Source organism: Duodenibacillus massiliensis (assembly GCF_900128485.1).
Lineage (GTDB): Bacteria > Pseudomonadota > Gammaproteobacteria > Burkholderiales > Burkholderiaceae_F > Duodenibacillus > Duodenibacillus massiliensis.
The window spans coordinates 34,851-54,504 of sequence record NZ_LT635858.1; the positions used below are offsets into that span (position 1 = coordinate 34,851).

The following is a 19,654-nucleotide window of genomic DNA, read 5'->3' on the forward strand; positions in this document are numbered from 1 at the left end:
TTAGTGCCTTTCGTTGCGAAGGTTGTCCGAAAGAATACGCTTTTGCGCTTCGCCCGCACTGATGGCGGCACGCTTTAAAGGAAGTGTCCCGTTAACGAGGAAATCCGTAAGGGCGTCAGCATAGCGGTCAATGTCAGAGACTGCATGATCCGACCCTTCAATCACATACTGCGGTGAGGCGGGATAGGCCCGCAGGGCCTCATGCCAGTCAAGCACTTCGTCGCCGGTGGTCACCGTCACCAAAACCTGCTGCGGCGAAGCAAAAGCACCGGGCCGCATGGCTTCCAGGGACTGCGCAAAGTCCGGCCTGATAAGAAGTGTGCGGCCGTCGGCTGTCTTTTGCTCCCCGAGATACTTTTCCACGAAAAGCCAGGGGCGCACTGCGGGGTTGATAAGAAGCGTTCTCACGGGCCTTCGGCCTGCAAGCCACGCAGCATAAAAGCCCCCGAGGCTTGAGCCGATCACGGCAACTCTCTCCGCAGACTCCCCCCGCAGCAGATCATCAAGCAGAAACGGCAGACACCTCGGATCCGTCACGTTTAAGTCCGGTGCCTTGTAAGTAAGGCCCCGCGCGCGGGCTTTTTCACCAAATACCCGGCCTTTAAGCGACGCGGGCGAGGATAAAAACCCGTGCAGGTAAATGATCGTTTTAACAGAAGACATGATGGACCGTACTCACGCTTTCTGCGCCGTTGCCGCGAGTTCCTTTAAGAGTTTGGCGTGAATACCGCCGAAACTGCCGTTACTCATGCAAAGAATCACGTCGCCGACGCGGGCCCTGCGGCAAATGTCCTCAATCATCGGCGTCATGTCGCCTCTGAAGGTTTCGGCTTTTTCCCCCAGGGGCAAAAGCGCTTCGTGCGTATCCCAGTGCACGGCGTCTCCGGCCCAGCAAAAGACGCGCTCTGCGCCCGCAAGCGCTCCGGCAAGCTGCGCCTTCATGGTTCCCAACTTCATCGTGTTGCTGCGGGGTTCGAGCACCGCAAAGATGCGGCGCTGCGATCCCACCTTCTGGCGCAGTGCGGCAATCGTTTCGCGGATCGCGGTCGGGTGGTGCGCAAAGTCGTCAATCACGGTGACGCCTCTCACTTCGCCCTTTACTTCCAGGCGGCGCTTGACGCCCGCAAAGTGTGAAAGCGCTTCAAGCGCCGCCTTCGGATCAACGCCTGCGTCGCGCGCGGCTGCGATGGCCGCCGTCGCGTTTAACGCGTTATGGTGACCGGGAAGCGCCATCTCAAGCTGTCCCACGGGATTTCCGGCAAAACTCACGTTGCGCGCATCGTCCACCGTCCAGCCGCCCTCGCGGTCGAAAAATTCCGTGCGGCTCCAGCAGCCCATTTTGAGCACTCTGTCGAGGGCCTCACAGCGGCCGTTTACGACAACGAGCCCCTTTTCAGGCATCGTGCGCACAAGATGATGAAACTGCTTTTCAATCGCCGCGAGGTTTTCAAAAATATCGGCGTGGTCGTACTCGAGGTTATTTAAAACCGTGGTTCTCGGACGGTAGTGCACGAACTTACTGCGCTTATCAAAAAACGCCGTGTCGTATTCGTCCGCTTCAATCACAAAGTGTCGGCCGCTGCCGAGCCGCGCTGAAATGCCGAAATCGTCTGGCACGCCCCCGATCAGAAACCCCGGTTCAAGCCCCGCGTAATCGAGAATCTTTGCCACCATTGAGGTGGTCGTGGTTTTGCCGTGGGTGCCGGCAACGGCAATCACGTGCCGCCCCTGAAGAATGTTTTCGCACATCCACTGCGGGCCCGAGGTGTAGGGGGCGCCAGCGTCAAGAATGGCTTCAAGCAGGGGGTTGCCGCGGCTCACGGCGTTACCGATCACCCAAAGGTCGGGTTTCACGGCCATCTGTTCGGCACCATACCCTTGCGTGAGCTCAATGCCGGCAAGCTTTAACTGGTCGCTCATCGGCGGATAGACGTTGGCATCACACCCCGTCACCGTATGCCCGGCGTGCGCCGCAAGCTGGGCCACACCGCCCATAAACGTACCGCAGATACCCAAAATATGAATGTGCATGAAACCACCTGTGCCCGATAAAATCCGAGTGCCGCGCCATTGTACCGCCCGAACCCGGAGCATTTGCCGGCGTTTCCCGATTGTTTTTCTGAGACTCTTCTGTGTTTGACAACAATCCTGAATTTCTCACCGCCGCCGATGACCGGCGTCTTGAACTCGCGGCCCGGGCCGCTGCGCTTATTGTGGACGACGGCATGAGCTGGGCTGAAGCGCGCGAACGCATCACGGGGGATCTGCGGGGAGCAAGGCGCGCTCAGTGTCCCTCATCGGCTGAAATCGAGTCGGCCGTGCGCGAGCGTCACGCCGTTTTTAATCCCGAAGAACATGCGGCACTTCTGAAAAAGCGCAGGCTTCTGGCGCTTGATGTCCTCGAAAGGGTTTTTGCTGGCTTTGACGCGTGGCTCACCGGTGCCGTTTTAAACGGCGCCGCCACCGAAGAGAGCAATATCGCCCTGGCGATTTTCTGCGACGACGTTAAAAGCGTGGAAGTGGCTCTGATGAACGCCAACCTTACGTTTGAAGCGATGGAATCGGTCGCGGGCCCCATGCCCGAGCCGCTTGAAACGATTGCGGTTCTCATCCCCGACGGCAGGGAGCGTGTAGGCTGCCTCATTGAAGTGCATTCCACCAAGTCAATCGGCATCAATCCCTTTAAGCGAGAACCCGACAGTCATCAGAAGGCCTGGGAAGCCGCAGGCCGCATTACGGCCGCCAAACTAAGGCAGGAACTCATCTGAGCTTATACCGAGCAGTCTGCACATCGCCCGGTAATCGTTAACGAGTTTGGTTTTGTCGATGAGACAATCTTCCTGCGTTCTCAAACCTGACTTTTAAAGCAAACTAACTTTTTGAGAGCCCGTAAAGCCGCACGGGCTCTTATTTTTGTGCCTTTTTCTAAATTGTTTCCTTGTTGTATTCTGTTGTCTTTCCTGATATAATTTCCTTAGAAAATCAAGGTCTCTTTGGGGAAAGACTATGTTCGTAAAAATCACCAAAAGCGGCAACGGCAAGTTCTCCTATGTCAAACTCGTGGAAGGGTATCGGGACGAGAAAGGCCGGGTGCGGCACCGCACCGTCAAAACCCTGGGACGCCTTGATGAACTGACTGCCAACGATCCCGACTATCTGGAAAATCTCAAACAGCAGTTCGGCAGTGAACGTGCGAGCAAAAAGCAGGCCGTTGCAGCCCTTCGGGCCCAGACGGCCGAAGCGGTGGCGCAGGTCCTTGGGCAAAGTGAGAGTCCGGCAGAGGACTTTCCTCTGCTTCGGTATGGTCACTATGCACTGAAGCAAATCTGGAATAAGACCTTGTGCTTACCCCGCAAATTTGATTACCTGCAAAGCAAGCTCAATCAGAAAGTGCAGTTCAGCTTCAATGCCGCCGCTTCTTTCATGATTTTCAGAAAAGCCATGAGACCGAGCTCTGTGTTGGCCGGTTTCCATGATCAGGATGAGTATCTCGGCGCTCCGCTGCAGGGAATCTCTCTGCAGGCCTGCTACAGGACGCTTGATTTTCTGAAAGAGAACAAGGATGAGATTTTCAACTGGGTCAACCGTCAGATGGACAAGCACTACGGTACTGACAGAGCCACGCTTGTTTTTTATGACGTCACCAATGCGTATTTTGAGGCACCTCTGACAGATGCCGAGATGGAAAACTACCACCAGGATTTTCTGGACAAACTGCAGGCTGCTGCTGAGCAGGCCCGCGCAGAAAAAGAACTTCCGGAAGCGTGTTTTGACGATGACGGCTCCGTTCTGCCGGACACTCTGCCGCAGGACTTCATCGATGCCGTGGCTGATGATCACAATCCTGAATTTTTGAGAATGCGCGGTCCCTCAAAGGAACACCGCTCGGATCTGCCGCTGGTATCCATTGCTCTGGTCATTGACAAGAATGGTTTTCCGATGGACTTTGAGGTTTTCAAAGGCAACAGCTCCGAGTACAGAACCATGGAATCCGCCATCAGAAAACTCAAGGATAAATACAACATCGGTCATGCCATTGTTGTTGCCGACAGAGGACTCAATTCAGCTGAAAATCTGTTGATGCTCCAGCGGCTTGAGCTGGGCTACCTGGTGGCCCAAAAAGTGAGTAATCTCAATGACGAAACACTTAAGCAGATGCTTGATCTGTCAGCCTATCAATCGATTAACGACAAAGATCCTGAAAGCAACAAATACCGCGTTATTGAGGACTGGGAGCGCACCGGCAAGAGCGGCTCAGTCAAATGCTCACTGGTTCTGACCTGGAGCGAAAAACGTAAGCGCCGCGATGAAAAACTGCTTGAGATCTGGGCTGATTTGATCCGCAGAAGAAGCGGGAAGGAACTTAAAACAAGAAAGCCGGCTTGGGCAGGCATCGCCACCACCGACACCAAGGAAAAGAAGCAGGTGATCACCGGCATTGACGAAAGTGCTTTGGCAGAGCGCAAGGCGCTCTGCGGGTTTGCTGCTGTCGTTTATGACGAGTACTGCATTGAACGGACTGAAAAGGCTGACGAGCAGGAAAACAAAGCAAAGGAGACTGCAGCTGCAGAAGTCAAAGAGTCGGATAACAAGGGGGAACGGATACTGAAAACGGGCAAGGAAATCGCCTCGATGTACCACTGCCTGAATCAGATTGAAACGTGCTTCCGGATCATGAAATCCAACATCGGCTTGCGCCCGATGTATGTCTGGACTTCCAGCCATATTTACGGCCATATTACGGCTTGTGTACTGGCCCTGTTGCTGCTGAGGCTGCTGCAGGACAAACTGAAAAAGCAGGGAACGCCAATCAGCATTGACACACTGTGCCGTGAACTGCACGACTCAACCGTGATGGCTCAAATCATCGATGACAACCAAATCACCTTCTACCGGTGCGGCTTTGGTCCGAAGCTGCGCAAAGGAAATGAGTTGCTGACAGAAGAAGAACTTGGTGCTCAGTACGTTGCCGGCAAAGCACGCAACCACAAAGCTGACATCCTGCAGGCCTGCGGCCTGTCGCTGCCGCCTCGGGTGTGCTCGAGGCCGGAACTTGCCTCCTGCCTCGGCACCCGCTTCCCCACCAATCGCTCCGCCGTACCCATGCTCCGTGAACTGGGACAGCGGTAGAAGTACAACAAGAAAATAATCAAAACCAGCCGTTAGACCTTGTGGTTACTGGTTTTGTCGATTTTCTGCTTTAAAACTCAGGAGTCTGCACATCGCCCGGTAATCGTTAACGAGTTTGGTTTTGTCGATGAGACAATCTTCCTGCGTTCTCAAAAGGTACTCAAGATCGTTGCTCTCGAAATAGCTGAGAGCGTTGCTGATATCAAATTTCCTTTCTTCCGAAATCCGGTCAAAAAAGAGCCGGATGACAAAAGCCAGGTCATACAGATCCCGAAGATGTCTGCTGCGGTTAAAGGCAAAGCACGCCCGGGAAGCTAAGGTGTCCGGCTCACTGACACGGATGCCGCGGATCACCGGTGTCGGAACAGCCCGGGCCTTACGGTAGCTGACAATGACCCGCAGTTCGTCCGTTGCGCTGCGGATAAGAAACTCGCGCCGGATCAAGACCTCATTGATCAGAGACAGGCTGACGCTGCGGGCTGCGCAAAAGCGGCGCAGCACCCCGGCCGCTTCGCCTCCGGAACAGACAAGTTCCAGATTCTCCACGGGGCTCTCACGCCCGTAGCAAAGCGCGAGCGCCGCCTGTCCCGTCACGGTGAGTTGGTCGACGGCCTGCGTTACAAAAGTTGCGCAGTCTCGGAGAAACGCCGCGTGCGTTGCCGGTAAGGGCATGCGGCGGATAACCTCAAACGGCGTCTCCTCTCCGCAGCCTTCCAGAAAATCCAGCCATTCGGCGCCGTATTCCCGGCCCATGAACGCCGCAATCTGCGACCAGCGCCCGGAGCCCTTCAAAAGCAACACTTTCTCAAAAACCTCCGGCGTGTATCGGTCCGCGCAGATAAAGTCTTTTTTCATTCCGCCCGCCGAACGGAACCGACCATCCGCGATGAGATCCAAAAATGCCCGGATATGGTTGGCCCGCTTTTGCACACCGGATGCTGGGGCACAAAGCTGCAGTCTGCGATACCGTAGGCTCCGAAAACGCTTTTCTCCGTATCAGCCGTCTGCGGCCGCTCCCAGTTAAGCGCCGAAGAGTGCCAGTCGCCCTGTGGTCTCAAGGCTGCAGGGCAGATTGAGCGCGTAAACACCCGTAATGTATTGCACGGCAAAAAATCCTTCTGCAATGATCCCGAAGTTCGCCCAACGCTGTGTTTTTCGAATTTCGTCCGAAAAACGCAAATTTCGGAGAAAAAAGGCCCTATTTGCTCCCATCCGTACGGATGATCCCCAACTTTTCACGCGTTTTTCTCAAACCGCGGCGGCTATAATTTCCGGACAAGGGGTCATTGTTCTGAGAAATTTTGGCTTCTTTCGACGAAATTAACAACAATTCAGTGCATTTTCGGCATTTGCCGGCTCACTGTCCGCGAAAAACGACACTCATTCTTTACGACGGGGATAAGCCCATGGATCTGAGAAAACTCAAAACGCTGATTGATCTTGTCAGCGAGAGCGGCGTTGCCGAACTTGAAATCCGCGAAGGCGAAGATCACGTCCGAATCGTCAATCCCACGCGTGCGTCCGCTGCCGCCGCCCTCCAGCCGCAGACCGTCATTACGGCTGCGGGCGCCGCGGCGCCCGCACCTGCCGCTCCGGTTGCTACCGCAGCCCCCGCGCCTGAAGCACCGGCCGCGGAAAAGAATACTATCAATTCGCCGATGGTCGGCACCTTCTACCGCTCGCCCTCCCCGGGGGCCAAGCCCTTTGTGGAAGTCGGCCAGAAAGTGGCCGCGGGCGACACGGTCTGCATCATTGAAGCCATGAAGCTTTTAAACGAAATTGAAGCCGAAACCGACGGCGTGATCCGCGAAATTCTCGTGGAAAACGGCTCTCCGGTTGAATTCGGTCAGCCGCTCTTTGTGATCGACTGATGTCTGCAGGCGGCCCGTCGGGCCGCCTCTCTGTCTCTGTTTCCTCACCAAAAAAGCTCATGTTCGGAAAGATTCTGATTGCCAACCGCGGTGAGATTGCACTGCGGATTCAGCGCGCCTGCCGCATGCTCAACATCAAAACCGTTGTCGTGCATTCCACTGCAGACGCCGACGCCATGTACGTTAAGCTCGCCGATGAGAGCGTCTGTATCGGTCCGGCGCCCTCTTCTGAAAGCTACCTCAACATTCCGGCCATTATTTCCGCAGCCGAAGTCACCGACGCCGAAGCCATTCACCCCGGTTACGGCTTTCTCTCGGAAAACGCCGACTTTGCCGACCGTGTGGAAAAAAGCGGCTTTGCCTTTATCGGCCCCCGCGGCGACACGATCCGCCTGATGGGCGACAAGGTAAACGCCAAGCGCGCGATGATTGAGGCGGGCGTACCCTGCGTACCGGGCAGCGACGGCGCCCTCCCGGACGACCCCAAGGCGATCATCGCCGCAGCCCGCAAGATCGGCTACCCCGTCATTATTAAGGCAAGCGCCGGGGGCGGCGGCCGCGGTATGCGCATTGTGCGCACCGAAGCCGCGCTCATTAATTCCGTCGCCACGACCCGCACCGAAGCCAAGGCCGCTTTCGGCAGCGACAAGGTTTACCTGGAAAAATTCCTGGAGAATCCGCGCCACATCGAAATCCAGGTTCTCTCCGACAACTTCCAAAACGCGGTTTACCTGGGCGAGCGCGACTGCTCCATGCAGCGCCGCAACCAGAAGGTTCTTGAAGAGTCCCCGGCTCCCGGCATCCCCCGAAAGCTCATCGACAAACTCGGCGCCCGGTGCGTGGACGCCTGTAAGCGCATCGGCTACCGCGGTGCGGGCACGTTTGAATTTCTCTACGAAAACGGCGAGTTCTACTTCATTGAAATGAACACGCGCGTGCAGGTGGAGCACCCCGTGACGGAACTCGTAACGGGTGTGGACATCGTGCGCGAGCAGATTGCGATTGCCGCGGGCGAGCGGCTCTCCATCCGCCAGAAGGATATTGAAGTAAAGGGCCATGCGGTCGAATGCCGCATCAACGCCGAAGATCCCTTCAACTTCCGTCCCTGCCCCGGAAAAGTCACGATGTGGCATATGCCCGGCGGTCCCGGCATCCGCTTAGACAGCCATGTCTTTGCCGGCTACCGCATTCCGCCCTACTACGACAGCATGATCGGCAAACTCATTGCCTACGGACCTGACCGTGAGACCGCAATGGCACGCATGCGTGTGGCGCTGTCTGAAACCGCGGTGGAAGGCATCACCACGAACATTGCGCTGCACCGCATGATTTTGGCCGACAGCCACTTCCTGCAGGGCGGCACGAGCATTCACTACCTTGAGAAAAAGCTTGCCGAATGGAAAGCCGTTCCCAACACCAACCCCGTCGGAGGCGATGACTAAATGGCGTTAAACGAAGCGAGCCTTCTTTGCCCGGAAAACGTTGCCGAGGATTTGGCCGACGCGCTGATGGACGCAGGCGTCATGAGCGTTTCCACCGAAGACGCCGATGCCGACAGTCCCGACGAAGTGCCGCTTTACGGTGAGCCTGGTCTGGAACCCACCACGCAGGCCTGGCGCAATTCGCGTCTCAAACTCCTCGTGGATGAGAGTTTTGATATCGGTAAGGCCGTGCGGGACGCTTCTGAAAGCCTCGGCATTGAACCGCCCGCGCTGGAATCCGTTACGCCGGTTCCGGACGCCGACTGGGTGCGCGTCACGCAGGCGCAGTTCGGGCCCACGCAGGTAAGCCCGCGCCTGTGGATCGTTCCTTCCTGGAGTGAACCGCCTGTTGCCGACGCCTTAAATATCCGGCTTGATCCCGGTGTGGCATTCGGTACCGGTTCGCACCCCACGACGCACCTGTGCCTTGAGTGGCTTGACGCCAACACAAAGGCCGGAGACGACGTGCTTGACTACGGCTGCGGCACGGGGATTCTTGCGATTGCCGCCGCCAAACTCGGCGCAAAGGACGTCTGGGGCACGGACATTGATCCGCAGGCCGTGGAAGCCGCGGTTTACAACGCCCGCGAAAACGGTGTGGACGCACACTTTGTACTTCCCGAAGGCATGCCCGAAGAGAAGAAATTCAAAATCGTGGTGGCCAACATCCTTGCCAACCCCTTAAAGCTTTTGGCGCCCGCGCTTGTCGGCCGCGTCTCCGCAGGAGGTCACCTGGTGCTTTCCGGGCTTCTTGCTCACCAGGCCGATGAGATCATCGCCGTCTATAAAGGTTTTGGAATTGAACTCACCCTTTATAAAGAAATGAACGGGTGGATTTGTCTTGCCGGAAAACGCGGCTAGACTTAAGAGCTGTCCGGATCAAAAAACCGGACAGCTTTTTTCTTGGCCTTTTTCTTTCTCGGGTTTGACTATGGCTTACGTAACACGTTGTCCCTACTGCGGTTCGGTCTGGCTGATGCCGGACAAGGAAACGGCGGACCGCACGCCCGTGAAGTGCCCGGACTGCAATCACAGTTTTGATGCGACATGCTCGCTTACCGCCGTGCCGGATTCTCTTTTCCCGGGACGCGTGCCGGTGATGCTGCAGGGTAGCGGCATGCCCGTTGCCGCTACCGACAAAAAGGAACCTTTTTCCGTGATTCCGGAAATTGCCGCGGAAGAAAAACCTGAGGCCGCGCCGGAAAGCACTGAAGAGAGCGCCCCCGATTTCGCTGACGCCGCGCCGCAGACACCGCAGGCCGACACTGCCGAAAGCACCCCGAAAGAGGCTGCCGCGCCTGAAGGTGAAGATCAGCCCCGGGCTGCGCACGAAAACCCCGCGGAAGCTGAGCCGGAAAAGGCATCTGCGCCCGCGCAAAAAGCCGAACCCGCGCAGAGTACGCAGCCTGAACAGCCCGCGCCCATCGCCGGCGTGCCGCTTGCCAAGCCCGAGACTAAACTGAACGCAACGGCAACGGCGCTCTCCCTCATGCAAAAAGGCTTTTCCAATGAGCCGCGCCTCGGAAACCTTTCGAGTCTGCAGTCGGCCGTTGCCGGCAACGGCACGCCCAAACTCAAAATCGAGGCAGAGGTTGCGCAGGCGACGGACTCTGCCGCACACGGAGCACCCGCGAAAGCCGGGCGCAAAAAGAGAAGCGGCGCCGGAAGCCTCATTCTGACCGTGATCGTTCTCATTGCGATTGCCTGTGTTGCAGCCGTCATCTTCAATCAGCGCCTGATGGCAGCTTTCCCGCAGACTGAACCCTACTTTGACAACGTCTGCCGCACGATCCCCTGCCCGGGCTTTTATCTGCACCAGATCGAAAGCTTTGTGGTGAGTAAAACCAATCTGCGGCCGCTGGACGAATCCGGAAACTATGCGCTTGAAGTGACGGTCGTGAACGGCTCCTCCACCGCACAGGCCGTACCGGACCTGCAGATCGAACTTGTTGACGACAATGACGGGTCGCTGCTGCGAAAAACGCTCACCCCACCCGAATTTCTGGATCCGGGACAGGCTGATGAAAGCATCGCCGCCCGCGGGCAGCTCACGGTGCGCGTGAATCTGCAGACCAACGTCACGCCTGCGCGCTGCATCGTCACGCCCGTCTACTCAAAACAACAGAAGTAACTGTTTCTGAGCCAAAGAAAGCCCGCCTTTTTTCGGCTCTTTTTGTCTTTCGCCTACAATTGGCTAGAAATGCTTAGTTCAGACGGACAGACTTTCCCCTCCGGCCGAACCGGGCAATCCTCGGTTTTTCTTTGGATACAAGAGAAAATGTCTGTTCTTATCAGCGGTTCCATTGCCTATGACAACATCCTGTCCTACGGGTCTCGCTTCAGCGACCACCTGATTCCGGGCAGCCTCGATCACATCAACCTGTCGTTTGTCACCGACAACATGATCCGCGGGTACGGCGGCTGTGCCGCCAACATCGCCTATTCTCTCAAAATGCTCGGCGGCGACCCCCTGGTGATCGGCGCAGTCGGTACCGACGGCCGCGACTATCAGGTCTACTTTGAGATGCACGGCATTGATACGACCCTGGTGAAATTAAACGACACCTTCACGGCCCAGTGCTTTACGACCACCGACATCACGGGCGCACAGATCACGGCCTTTAACCCGGGCGCAATGCTCAGAAGCCATGAAGCGCCTTTCCCGGAAGACCGCAAGATTGAACTCGCAATCGTCGGCCCTGACGGCAAACAGGCCATGCAGCAGCGCTCGCGGGAACTTGCCATCCGCAAGATTCCGTTCATCTTCGATATCGGCCAGGGTGCGCCGCTTTTTAACGGCGAAGAAATGAAGGAGATGCTCTACCTTGCCGACTACGCCGTCGCAAGCGACTACGAAGCCGACCTCATGACCCGTGCCACGGGCCTCACGGTGGATCAGATCGCCTCCGGCCTTAAGGCCTTCATCATCACCCACGGCGAAAAGGGCTCCACCGTCTACTATGACGGCAAGACCCTGGACGTGCCGGCTGTTAAAAGTAACGCCGTTGATCCCGTGGGCGCGGGCGACGCCTACCGCGGCGGACTCCTTTACGGTCTTACCCACGGCTACGACTGGCAGCAGACGCTGCGCCTTGCCTCCGTCATGGGGTCCTTCAAGGTGGAAAGCGCGGGCGCTCAGGCCTACAAGGCCACGAAGGAAGAAATCGCCGCGAAGTACGAAAAGGCTTACGGCGAAAAGATTGAACTCTAAAGTCTGCCCGCAAGGGCTCTGAGTTCCGGCGGCCTGCAGAAAAAACGCTTTCTGCAGGCCGATTCTTTTCAGGCTATACGGAAAATACCGGACAACTTAACACTCCGCGCTTAATCTCTGAGGCGCCTGTCATCAGCTTCTCAAAACTCAAGCACTTCACCGTTGTTCGGAACAAAGAGCTGGTCGAGTTGATTGGCCTTGGCGAACTCACGCAGCATCGGACGATTAACCGTGGCGTGCGAAACACCTTCGACGTGCGTGGCAATCACCTTGAGCGTCGGGAAGCGGCGCATCAGCGAGCGCACATCGTACTGGTTCATGATGATGAGGTGCCCGAGTGGATACTGTGCACCTGCTGCATTAACCGCAACGATGCCGGGCTTGAACTTTTCTACCGCATCCACCACGAGCTGACAGTAGATCGTATCGCCGGCAAGGTAGAAGCGCTCAGTCTCAGCTACACTTTCAAAAACGACCCCGCTGGCTTTTTCCGTTAAGCCTCTGTCTTTGTACCCGTCAACTGTCACCAAATTACTCGAGCCGTGGTCGCATTTGGTACGGTAGAGCCTGACGCCGTCAAAGGCGATACCCTCACCGGAGAGCACACGCACATCATCAAAGCCCATGCCGCGCAAAATCTGCGCTTCTTCTTCGGACTGCGAAAATAGTGTCAGGGCCTTGGGCAAAACTTTTGCCGCTACTTCGTCAAAGTGGTCAAAATGCAGATGCGTCACGATGACGGCATCAACATCAAAGAGGCTTTCGACCGGACATGGCAGGTCACAATCGGGATTGCCCCGGCTTAAGCCTTGTCAGCCGCTACTTCTGCCGGTGCCGTCACAAGGGGCTTTCCGTCCTTTTCAGTTTCTTTTTCCTTGGCCTCTTCTTCAGCCTCTTCCTCTTCCGGAAGCGGCAGAATCAGGGTGAAGGTGCAGCCCGGACCGTCGGCGTTGTTCTTACCGATTAACTGAGCGCCGTGCACGCGGGCAATGGTGCGGCTGATGGCAAGCCCCAGGCCCACACCGGCCACGGCACCGTTACCGGTCTTCACACCGCGCTTAAAGGGATCAAAAAGGCGGTTGACGTCGCCTCCGGGAAGGCCCGGACCGTTGTCGCTGACGCTGATCAGGACGTTACCGGCTGCGGCTTCCGCGGAAAGCTCAATCGTGCAGCCCGCGGAGCAGTATTTCACGGCGTTATCGAGAAGATTCACAAGCAGTCTGCGGATAAGCGCCGGATCCACGGAAATTTCAGCCGGGCAGTCCTTGGCGATGTTGGTGACGATATGGAACTGCTGCCGCTGCGAGGGCGCGATTTCATCAAGCGACTCTTCAAAGAGTTCGGCAATGGGCGTTTTCTTCGCTTCGAGTTCAAAACCTGAAGACTGCAGACGCGACATTTCCAGAAGGTTGCCGGTCAGGCGCGACATACGGCGCACATCGCTTAAAAGCTTGCGGCCTTCGGCGGCTTCAGGCGAATTCTGCACGGAGAGTTTCGCGGAGAGCGCTTCGGCGCCTTCGGTGAGGTCAGACAAAGGCACCTGCAGTTCGTCGCCCAATTCCTGAATCAGCGCATGACGGAACCGGTCGCTTTCCATTTCAACGAGCGTCTTCTGCGACACATCAATGTAGTGCAGACGTTCAAGCGCCAGAGCCGCGAGGTCTGCGACCGCCGTTGCCACACGCCGCATTTCCGGATCAAGCCACCGGTCGGGCTCATCCACCGAGAAAACAATCACGCCGTGCACGCGCATCTGGCCGCGCAGCGGCAGATACAGGTACGGGGAATACGGCAGCGTATGCGTACCGCGCCCGGCTTCGTCCCCGTGCTCCACGCACCAGAGAACAATCGCGCGGTCCACGTTTTTGATGTTGGCGGTCAGGCGCTTCACATCACTCACGGTCCCGCCGCTGCTCCAGAGTTCGATTTTGGCGCCCAAGTCCGAAAAGGCATGCTTTTCCAGAATCTCCGCCACCTCTTCGACCATCAGCGACTTACCGAGCTCACGGCTTAAGGTAAAAAGCATGCGCATGTGCGCCGTGCGGTCATTGGCCTGATCCGAAATCCGGCGAAGCCGCGCAAAAAGCGTGCCCGTGCCCGCGGCCACCAGAAGCATCACAAAGGGAACAATAAGGTAGGAGGGATCGTCGACCGCAAAGGAAAAGGGCGGCTCGACAAAAAAGACAATAAAGGCCGCAGACGATAAGAGCGCGGTGAGCACGCCCGGTGCCCTGCCGTAGCGCATGGAAATGATAAGTGTCGGGATGAGAAGCACCATCACGGCGTTGGCGGGCTTAATGTAGGGCTCAAGCCACATCAGAATAAGCGCCACAACGGCCGTGACCACACAGGACTGCCACCAGCCGTCGCGCTCGGTGATCGCAAAAAGCCCGGTGGTCTGAAAGGTGTCTTTTTCAGTTTCCGTGGGAAGCGCCGTCATTTCGAGGATTCTCAGATCCTCGGCTTCGTTCATGAGCCTTCTGCGTCGCCAGAAATTCATGTAGGCCTTGGAAACGGCGATGGTGCTTGCGCCGTGCGTGCGGGCGTAGTCGCAGACCGCTCGCTCTTCTTCAAAGCCGCTTAAGACTTGGGTGGCCGCGCCCAATTCTTCAGCAAGCGCAAGGCAGTGCATCATCTCAAGGCGCCGCTTTTCGCCTGCGGTTCCGTCGTCATACCAGACAACGTGCCAGTTTCTCTGCTGCGTTGCCGAAAGCCTTGAGCAGCTTCTCACGAGCTCCTCAGCGCCGCTTGCGTTACCAAGCCACAGGACAATGCCTTCGGTCGTAAGATCCGGCGTCTGGCTTAACACGCGCCGCGCATTGGTTTCGGCGTCCGCCCTCTCGGCCATGCGCTTTAAGGAGAGTTCGCGCAGCGCAAGGAGGTTTCCCTGCTTAAAGAAGCTCCCGAGCGCGGCTTCAATCGTCTGTCTCAGATAAACCTTACCGGCTTTGAGGCGCGCAATAAGGTCCGCGGGCGGCAGGTCCACCAGGCGCACTTCATTTGCCTCATCAAAGAGGCGGTCGGGCACCGTTTCGTTAACGGTCACGCCGATCATGCGCTCAACGACGTTATTAAGGCTTTCCAGATGCTGAACGTTTAAGGCGGTGTAAACGTTAATGCCCGCGTCAAGCAACTCTTCAACGTCCTGCCAGCGCTTGGGATGGCGCGAGCCCGGCGCATTGGAGTGCGCAAGTTCATCAACAACAACGAGCCCGGGCCTGCGCTTTAAAACCTCGTCAATATCAAATTCCTGGTACTTAAAGCCCCGGTGCACGATGGTTTTGCGCGGCAGCACTTCAAGGCCCGCAAGCATCGCTTCGGTGTCTTTACGGGCGTGGGTGTCAACCCATCCCACCAGCACATCGAGGCCCTGGGCACGCTTTTCCTGCACTTCCTGCAGCATGGCGTAGGTTTTACCCACGCCCGGCGCCGCCCCGAAAAAGAGCTTTAACTTACCGCGCCGCTCTTTCTGGACTTCTTTCAGAATCTGATCCGCTGTTTTTGTGTTGGAAGCATTGTCGGGCATAACCGTGCATCCTTTTTCCGCATTACTTTCACTGTCAGCCCGTCAGTGGGGGTTCGGGCGGGTTTTGCTGATCTGCGCTTTAAGCCGCAGATTAAGTTCCAGCACGTTCACATACCGCGAACCGCCGAAAAGACTCATCTGAGCGCACTCGTCAATCATTTCCGTGAGCTTATCAGGACTGATCCCGGTTTGGCGCGCAATGCGTCTGACCTGCCAGAGGGCCGCTTCAACGGAAATATGCGGGTCTATCCCTGAAGCCGAGGCCGTGAGAAGCTCCGCGGGCGGCGTGTCGCTTCGGCCTTCACGCGTTTGAAGTGCTTTGAGGCGCTCGGTCACTTCGCTTTTAAACACGGGGTTATCCGTGGAAAGGTTGCTTGCGGCGCTCGCTGCGGCGTTATAGACCGGAGTCGTTGCCGACGGGCGCGACTCAAACCAGGCGCCGCCCGAAAAATCCTGGCCGATTAATTCCGACCCCACGATGCGGCCGTCCGCTTCCACAAGCGACCCCTGCGCCTGATGCGGGAAAAAAAGGTTTGCCGCCCCCGTAATGAAAAGAGGATAAAGGACACCGAAAACCACCGTAAAAAAGGTGAGCACCGTCAGTGCCCTCACCACGATACGGCGCCAGATCACGGGTTCTGCAACCACTGCTGAGCGTTTCACCATCGTTATCACTCCTACGCTCCAAGCCCGGTGAAGGCCAAAAGCCAGTCAGCGGCCTTAATGACGATAAAGGGCGAAACAAGGCCCCCGAGACCGTAAATCAGAAGATTTCTGCGGAAAAGCCGCTGCGCGGACATCGGCCGGTAGCGGATCCCCTTTAACGCAAGGGGCATCAGAGCCGCCATACTGAGCGCATTAAAAATAACGGTCGCCAAAAGCGCGGTCTGGGGATTGGTAAGCCCCATCACATTCATCACCTGCAGCCCCGGATAGATGCCCATAAAGGCGGCCGGAATCACGGCAAAGTATTTGCCGATGTCGTTTGCGAGCGAAAAGGTGGTCAATGCCCCGCGGGTCATGAGCATCTGTTTGCCGATACGCACGATGTCAATGAGTTTTGCCGGGCTTGAATCCAGATCCACCATGTTGGCCGCTTCCCGCGCGGCCTGCGTTCCGGTGTTCATCGCAACCGCCACATCGGCCTGCGCCAGAGCCGGCGAATCGTTGGTGCCGTCACCGGTCATGGCAACCATGTGCCCGGCGTCCTGCAGTTCCCTTACCTTCGCGAGTTTCTTCTCCGGCGTTGCTTCCGCAAGAAAATCATCCACTCCGGCTTCCGAAGCAATCGTTGCGGCCGTAAGCGTACTGTCCCCGGTAATCATCACCGTGCGGACCCCCATGCGCCTTAACTGTGCAAACTGCGCGGCAATACCGGGTTTGACGGTATCTTTGAGTTCGACGACGGCAAGCGCTTTTTCGGCCGTACAGACAATGAGCGCTGTAGAGCCGCGTCCTGAGACAACGTCGGCGCGCCCCGTAAGGTCCGCGGGTACGGTTTTGCCGCCTGCGGCAAGAAACGCTTCCACGGCATCTGCCGCACCCTTACGGTAGGTGGCGCCTGAAAAACTTACGCCCGACATCCGCGACTGAGCCGAAAACGGGATAAACGCCGCTTCGTCCGGAAGGACTTTGAGGCTGCGCCCGAGTTTTCCTGCCGCAAAAGAGGCCAATGACCGGCCTTCCGGCGTCGGATCTGCCGCCGAGGCGTAATAGGCTGCCTGCAGTGCTTCTTCGCGTGTGACGCCCTCGGCGGGAAAAACGGCTTCCGCGCGCCGGTCGCCGAAGGTGATGGTGCCCGTTTTGTCCAAAAACAAAATGTCGACGTCGCCCGCGGCCTCCACGGCGCGGCCCGAGCGCGCGACCACATTTTTCTTCATGAGGCGCGCCATGCCGGCTGCGCCCACCGCGGACAAAAGGCCCCCGATGGTGGTGGGCAGAAGGCACACAAGCAGCCCCAGAAGCACCGTGTGGCTCACGCTGCCGCCTCCCGCGGCCTTTGCGCTGTATTGGGTAAAAGGAAGCAACGTAATCGTTGCCATCACGAAAATCACGGTGAGCACAAGAAGCAAAACGGAGAGCGCCTTTTCATTCGGCGTTTTGCGGCGTTCCGCACTTTCCACCATCCCGATGATGCGGTCGATAAAGGCTTCGCCCGGGTCATTGGCAACCCGCACGATGATCCAGTCACTTAAAACCGTGGTGCCCGCGGTAACGGCACTTGCGTCCGTCCCCTCGCCTCTCACAACGGGCGCGGATTCCCCGGTGACGGCTGATTCGTTCACACTGGCAATGCCTTTGACGACTTCGCCGTCGGCGGCAATGATTTCGCCTTGCCTCACAAGAATCAGGTCACCGCGCCGCAGGTTTTCCGACGTGACAGCTTGACCGGCCGTTCCCGGACCCGCATCACTCAGATCACTTTCGGCAATCCGCACGGCCCGTACGCTTTCCTTCACGGTCTTTAAGGACTCGGCCCGCGCCTTGGCGCCGCTTTCGGCGTAACTTTCAGAAAACGCGGCAATCAAAACCGTTACCCAGAGAACGAAGGCCGTCAGTCCCGTAAAGACCGCAGACTCGGCGTAAACACCGGCAAGCGAGCCGAGCCAAAGGCCCGTCACCACAACGCTTGCAAGCCACACCAAAAACATCACGGGGTTTTCAATCTGCCTTTGAGGCGTGAGCCTTGCCGCCATGCCGATAAGGGCACTGCGGATCAGTTCACTCTGCGCTTTTTCACGACGGCGTCTTGTCATTTCTTCACTCCGTCATTTAGGGAAGCACCGTGCCCGAATAGGCCGCAACGGGCCCGAGCGCCAATGCCGGCATGTAGGTGAGCGCCCCCACCACGAGCACCGTCGCGCTTAGAAACACCGTGAACAAAAGTCCGTAGGTTTTAAGCGTCCCGTCCCCGGCCGCGGTCATCTTCTGCCGCGCAAGGGAACCGGCCAAGGCCGTCACCGAAATGAGGCACACAAAGCGTCCGAACCACATCGCAAGCGCGAGCCCCGCATTAAAGAAGTCCGTGTCGGCGTTTAGCCCTGCAAAGGCTGAACCGTTATTGTTGGCGGCCGAACTCCACGCGTAAAGGATTTCTGAAAATCCCTGTGCCCCGGGGTTTGTGAGACTTTCAAGGGCGGGCGGATAAACGCACGTCACGGCCGTACCGAAAAGCACAATCATCGGGGGCGTAAGCATTGCTACACCCGCAAGTTTCATCTGCACGGGCGTGATTTTCTTACCGATATATTCGGGCGTGCGTCCCACCATCAGGCCCGCGGCAAAAACACCCACCACGGCAAAAACGATCATGCCGTAAAAGCCCGCGCCGACGCCGCCGAAAACAACTTCGTCCATCTGCATCAGCCACAGCGGAAACATCCCTCCGAGGGCCGTGAAGGAATCATGCATGGCGTTAACCGCCCCGCAGGAGGCCGCAGTGGTGGCCATGGAAAAAAGCGCGGTTGCGGCAATGTCAAAGCGCGCTTCTTTTCCTTCCGGATTCATTACGCCTTCGGGGACACCGAGATCGGTGAGTACCTGCGGGGTATCCAGTTCAAACCAGGCAAACGCCACCGTGCAGAGCGCAAAAATAAGCCACATCGCGGCCCAGATCGTCCACCCCTGACGGGTGTCACGCACCATCACGCCGAAGGTATAGGTGAGCCCCGCCGGTACCGCAAGGATGGCAAGCGAAGCAATGAAATTCGTGATCTGCGTGGGATTTTCAAAGGGGTGCGCCGAATTCACCGCAAAAAAGCCGCCGCCGTTGGTGCCGATCATTTTGATCGCTTCCTGGCTTGCAACGGGCCCCATCGCAATCGTCTGCTCTCCCCCGGCAAGCGTCTGAATCACCGCGTAATCCGACCAGTTCTGAATCACGCCCTGGCTCACGAGAAAAAGGGCGTAAATCACGCAAAGCGGCAGATAGACCCAGAGCGCGCAGCGCACCACGTCCGCCCAGAAGTTTCCGAGGTCATCAGTGAGTTTCCGTGAAAACCCCCGCATCAGGGCAAAAGAAACGGCCGTACCGGTGCACGAGCAGCAAAAATTCTGCACGGCAAGGCCCACGGCCTGCGAGAAGTAACTCACCGAGACTTCGCCGCTGTAACTTTGCCAGTTTGTGCCCGTGACAAAACTCACGGCAACGTTAAAGGCCTGAAGCGCCCCCATCCCGTCAACGCCCTGCGGATTAAAGGGAAGCCACCCCTGAAAGCGGAGAATGAGGTAGAGAAACACCGCTCCCGCCATATTGAAAACCACGGCGCTTGCGGCATAGGCCGCCCACGTCTGCGGGGTGTTGGTAAGGCCCAGAAAATGCAGTACCGCGCGGTCGGCGGGTTCAACAACGGCGGGGGCACCCCCCCCTGGCAAGGGGGGAAAGCCCAACCCCCCGGGGGTGGGGGGGGGCCTTTTTACAAACTTGAAGGGGTGT

At 57.5% G+C, this 19,654-nt stretch carries 15 protein-coding genes; 7 read left to right on the forward strand and 8 right to left on the reverse strand.

The genetic code is table 11. The features are described from left to right. Positions 1 to 663, reverse strand: a complete 663-nt coding sequence (locus BQ7486_RS02275; protein ID WP_074008819.1) for a YqiA/YcfP family alpha/beta fold hydrolase — start codon at positions 661 to 663, stop codon at positions 1 to 3. A 12-nt stretch (positions 664 to 675) separates the two neighbouring features. Next, a complete protein-coding gene (gene mpl / locus BQ7486_RS02280) occupies positions 676 to 2,031 on the reverse strand; it encodes a UDP-N-acetylmuramate:L-alanyl-gamma-D-glutamyl-meso-diaminopimelate ligase (protein WP_074008820.1) in 1,356 nt (451 codons plus the stop codon). A 101-nt stretch (positions 2,032 to 2,132) separates the two neighbouring features. Here mpl and BQ7486_RS02285 point away from each other — a divergent pair, with 101 nt between their 5' ends. Together BQ7486_RS02285 and BQ7486_RS02290 are read left to right on the forward strand one after the other, a co-directional pair. Beyond that, complete coding sequence (locus BQ7486_RS02285; RefSeq protein WP_074008821.1) at positions 2,133 to 2,768, forward strand: hypothetical protein; 636 nt, start codon at positions 2,133 to 2,135, stop codon at positions 2,766 to 2,768. Between the two features lie 238 nt (positions 2,769 to 3,006). After that, entirely contained in the window at positions 3,007 to 5,130 is a 2,124-nt protein-coding gene (locus tag BQ7486_RS02290; protein ID WP_074008822.1) for an IS1634 family transposase, read from the forward strand. A 45-nt stretch (positions 5,131 to 5,175) separates the two neighbouring features. Here the strand turns inward: BQ7486_RS02290 and BQ7486_RS02295 are convergent, their stop codons facing one another. Next, positions 5,176 to 5,985 (reverse strand): hypothetical protein, encoded by an 810-nt coding sequence (locus BQ7486_RS02295; RefSeq protein ID WP_074008823.1) that lies wholly within the window; start codon positions 5,983 to 5,985, stop codon positions 5,176 to 5,178. Positions 5,986 to 6,536: 551 nt separating this feature from the next. Here BQ7486_RS02295 and accB point away from each other — a divergent pair. The 5 genes from accB (at position 6,537) to BQ7486_RS02320 (ending at position 11,693) form a co-directional block, all read left to right on the forward strand. Beyond that, on the forward strand, positions 6,537 to 7,001 hold the full coding sequence (accB, locus tag BQ7486_RS02300; protein ID WP_074008899.1) for an acetyl-CoA carboxylase biotin carboxyl carrier protein: 465 nt from the start codon (positions 6,537 to 6,539) through the stop codon (positions 6,999 to 7,001). 59 nt (positions 7,002 to 7,060) lie between these two features. Then, positions 7,061 to 8,443 (forward strand): acetyl-CoA carboxylase biotin carboxylase subunit, encoded by a 1,383-nt coding sequence (gene accC, locus BQ7486_RS02305; protein ID WP_022372975.1) that lies wholly within the window; start codon positions 7,061 to 7,063, stop codon positions 8,441 to 8,443. Next, positions 8,444 to 9,343, forward strand: a complete 900-nt coding sequence (gene prmA, locus BQ7486_RS02310; RefSeq protein WP_074008824.1) for a 50S ribosomal protein L11 methyltransferase — start codon at positions 8,444 to 8,446, stop codon at positions 9,341 to 9,343. Positions 9,344 to 9,413: 70 nt separating this feature from the next. Continuing rightward, positions 9,414 to 10,613, forward strand: a complete 1,200-nt coding sequence (locus tag BQ7486_RS02315) for a zinc-ribbon and DUF3426 domain-containing protein (RefSeq protein ID WP_074008825.1) — start codon at positions 9,414 to 9,416, stop codon at positions 10,611 to 10,613. Positions 10,614 to 10,760: 147 nt separating this feature from the next. Next, the gene (locus BQ7486_RS02320; RefSeq protein ID WP_074008826.1) at positions 10,761 to 11,693 is read left to right on the forward strand and encodes a carbohydrate kinase family protein; all 933 of its coding nucleotides are present in this window, start codon (positions 10,761 to 10,763) and stop codon (positions 11,691 to 11,693) included. Positions 11,694 to 11,833: 140 nt separating this feature from the next. On the opposite strand, the gene BQ7486_RS02325 is transcribed toward BQ7486_RS02320, so the two are convergent. Genes BQ7486_RS02325 through kdpA form a run of 5 tightly spaced genes read right to left on the reverse strand, consistent with a single transcriptional unit; the run spans position 11,834 to position 19,593 of the window. Then, entirely contained in the window at positions 11,834 to 12,472 is a 639-nt protein-coding gene (locus BQ7486_RS02325) for an MBL fold metallo-hydrolase (RefSeq protein WP_084765583.1), read from the reverse strand. Positions 12,473 to 12,495: 23 nt separating this feature from the next. Then, positions 12,496 to 15,219, reverse strand: a complete 2,724-nt coding sequence (locus tag BQ7486_RS02330) for a DUF4118 domain-containing protein (protein WP_074008827.1) — start codon at positions 15,217 to 15,219, stop codon at positions 12,496 to 12,498. A 42-nt stretch (positions 15,220 to 15,261) separates the two neighbouring features. Continuing rightward, positions 15,262 to 15,885, reverse strand: coding sequence for a potassium-transporting ATPase subunit KdpC (kdpC, locus tag BQ7486_RS02335; RefSeq protein ID WP_022372982.1), 624 nt, complete (start codon positions 15,883 to 15,885; stop codon positions 15,262 to 15,264). An 11-nt stretch (positions 15,886 to 15,896) separates the two neighbouring features. Then, positions 15,897 to 17,975, reverse strand: coding sequence for a potassium-transporting ATPase subunit KdpB (gene kdpB, locus BQ7486_RS02340; protein ID WP_074008828.1), 2,079 nt, complete (start codon positions 17,973 to 17,975; stop codon positions 15,897 to 15,899). Between the two features lie 16 nt (positions 17,976 to 17,991). Beyond that, complete coding sequence (gene kdpA, locus BQ7486_RS02345; RefSeq protein WP_074008829.1) at positions 17,992 to 19,593, reverse strand: potassium-transporting ATPase subunit KdpA; 1,602 nt, start codon at positions 19,591 to 19,593, stop codon at positions 17,992 to 17,994. Positions 19,594 to 19,654: the final 61 nt, after the last annotated feature.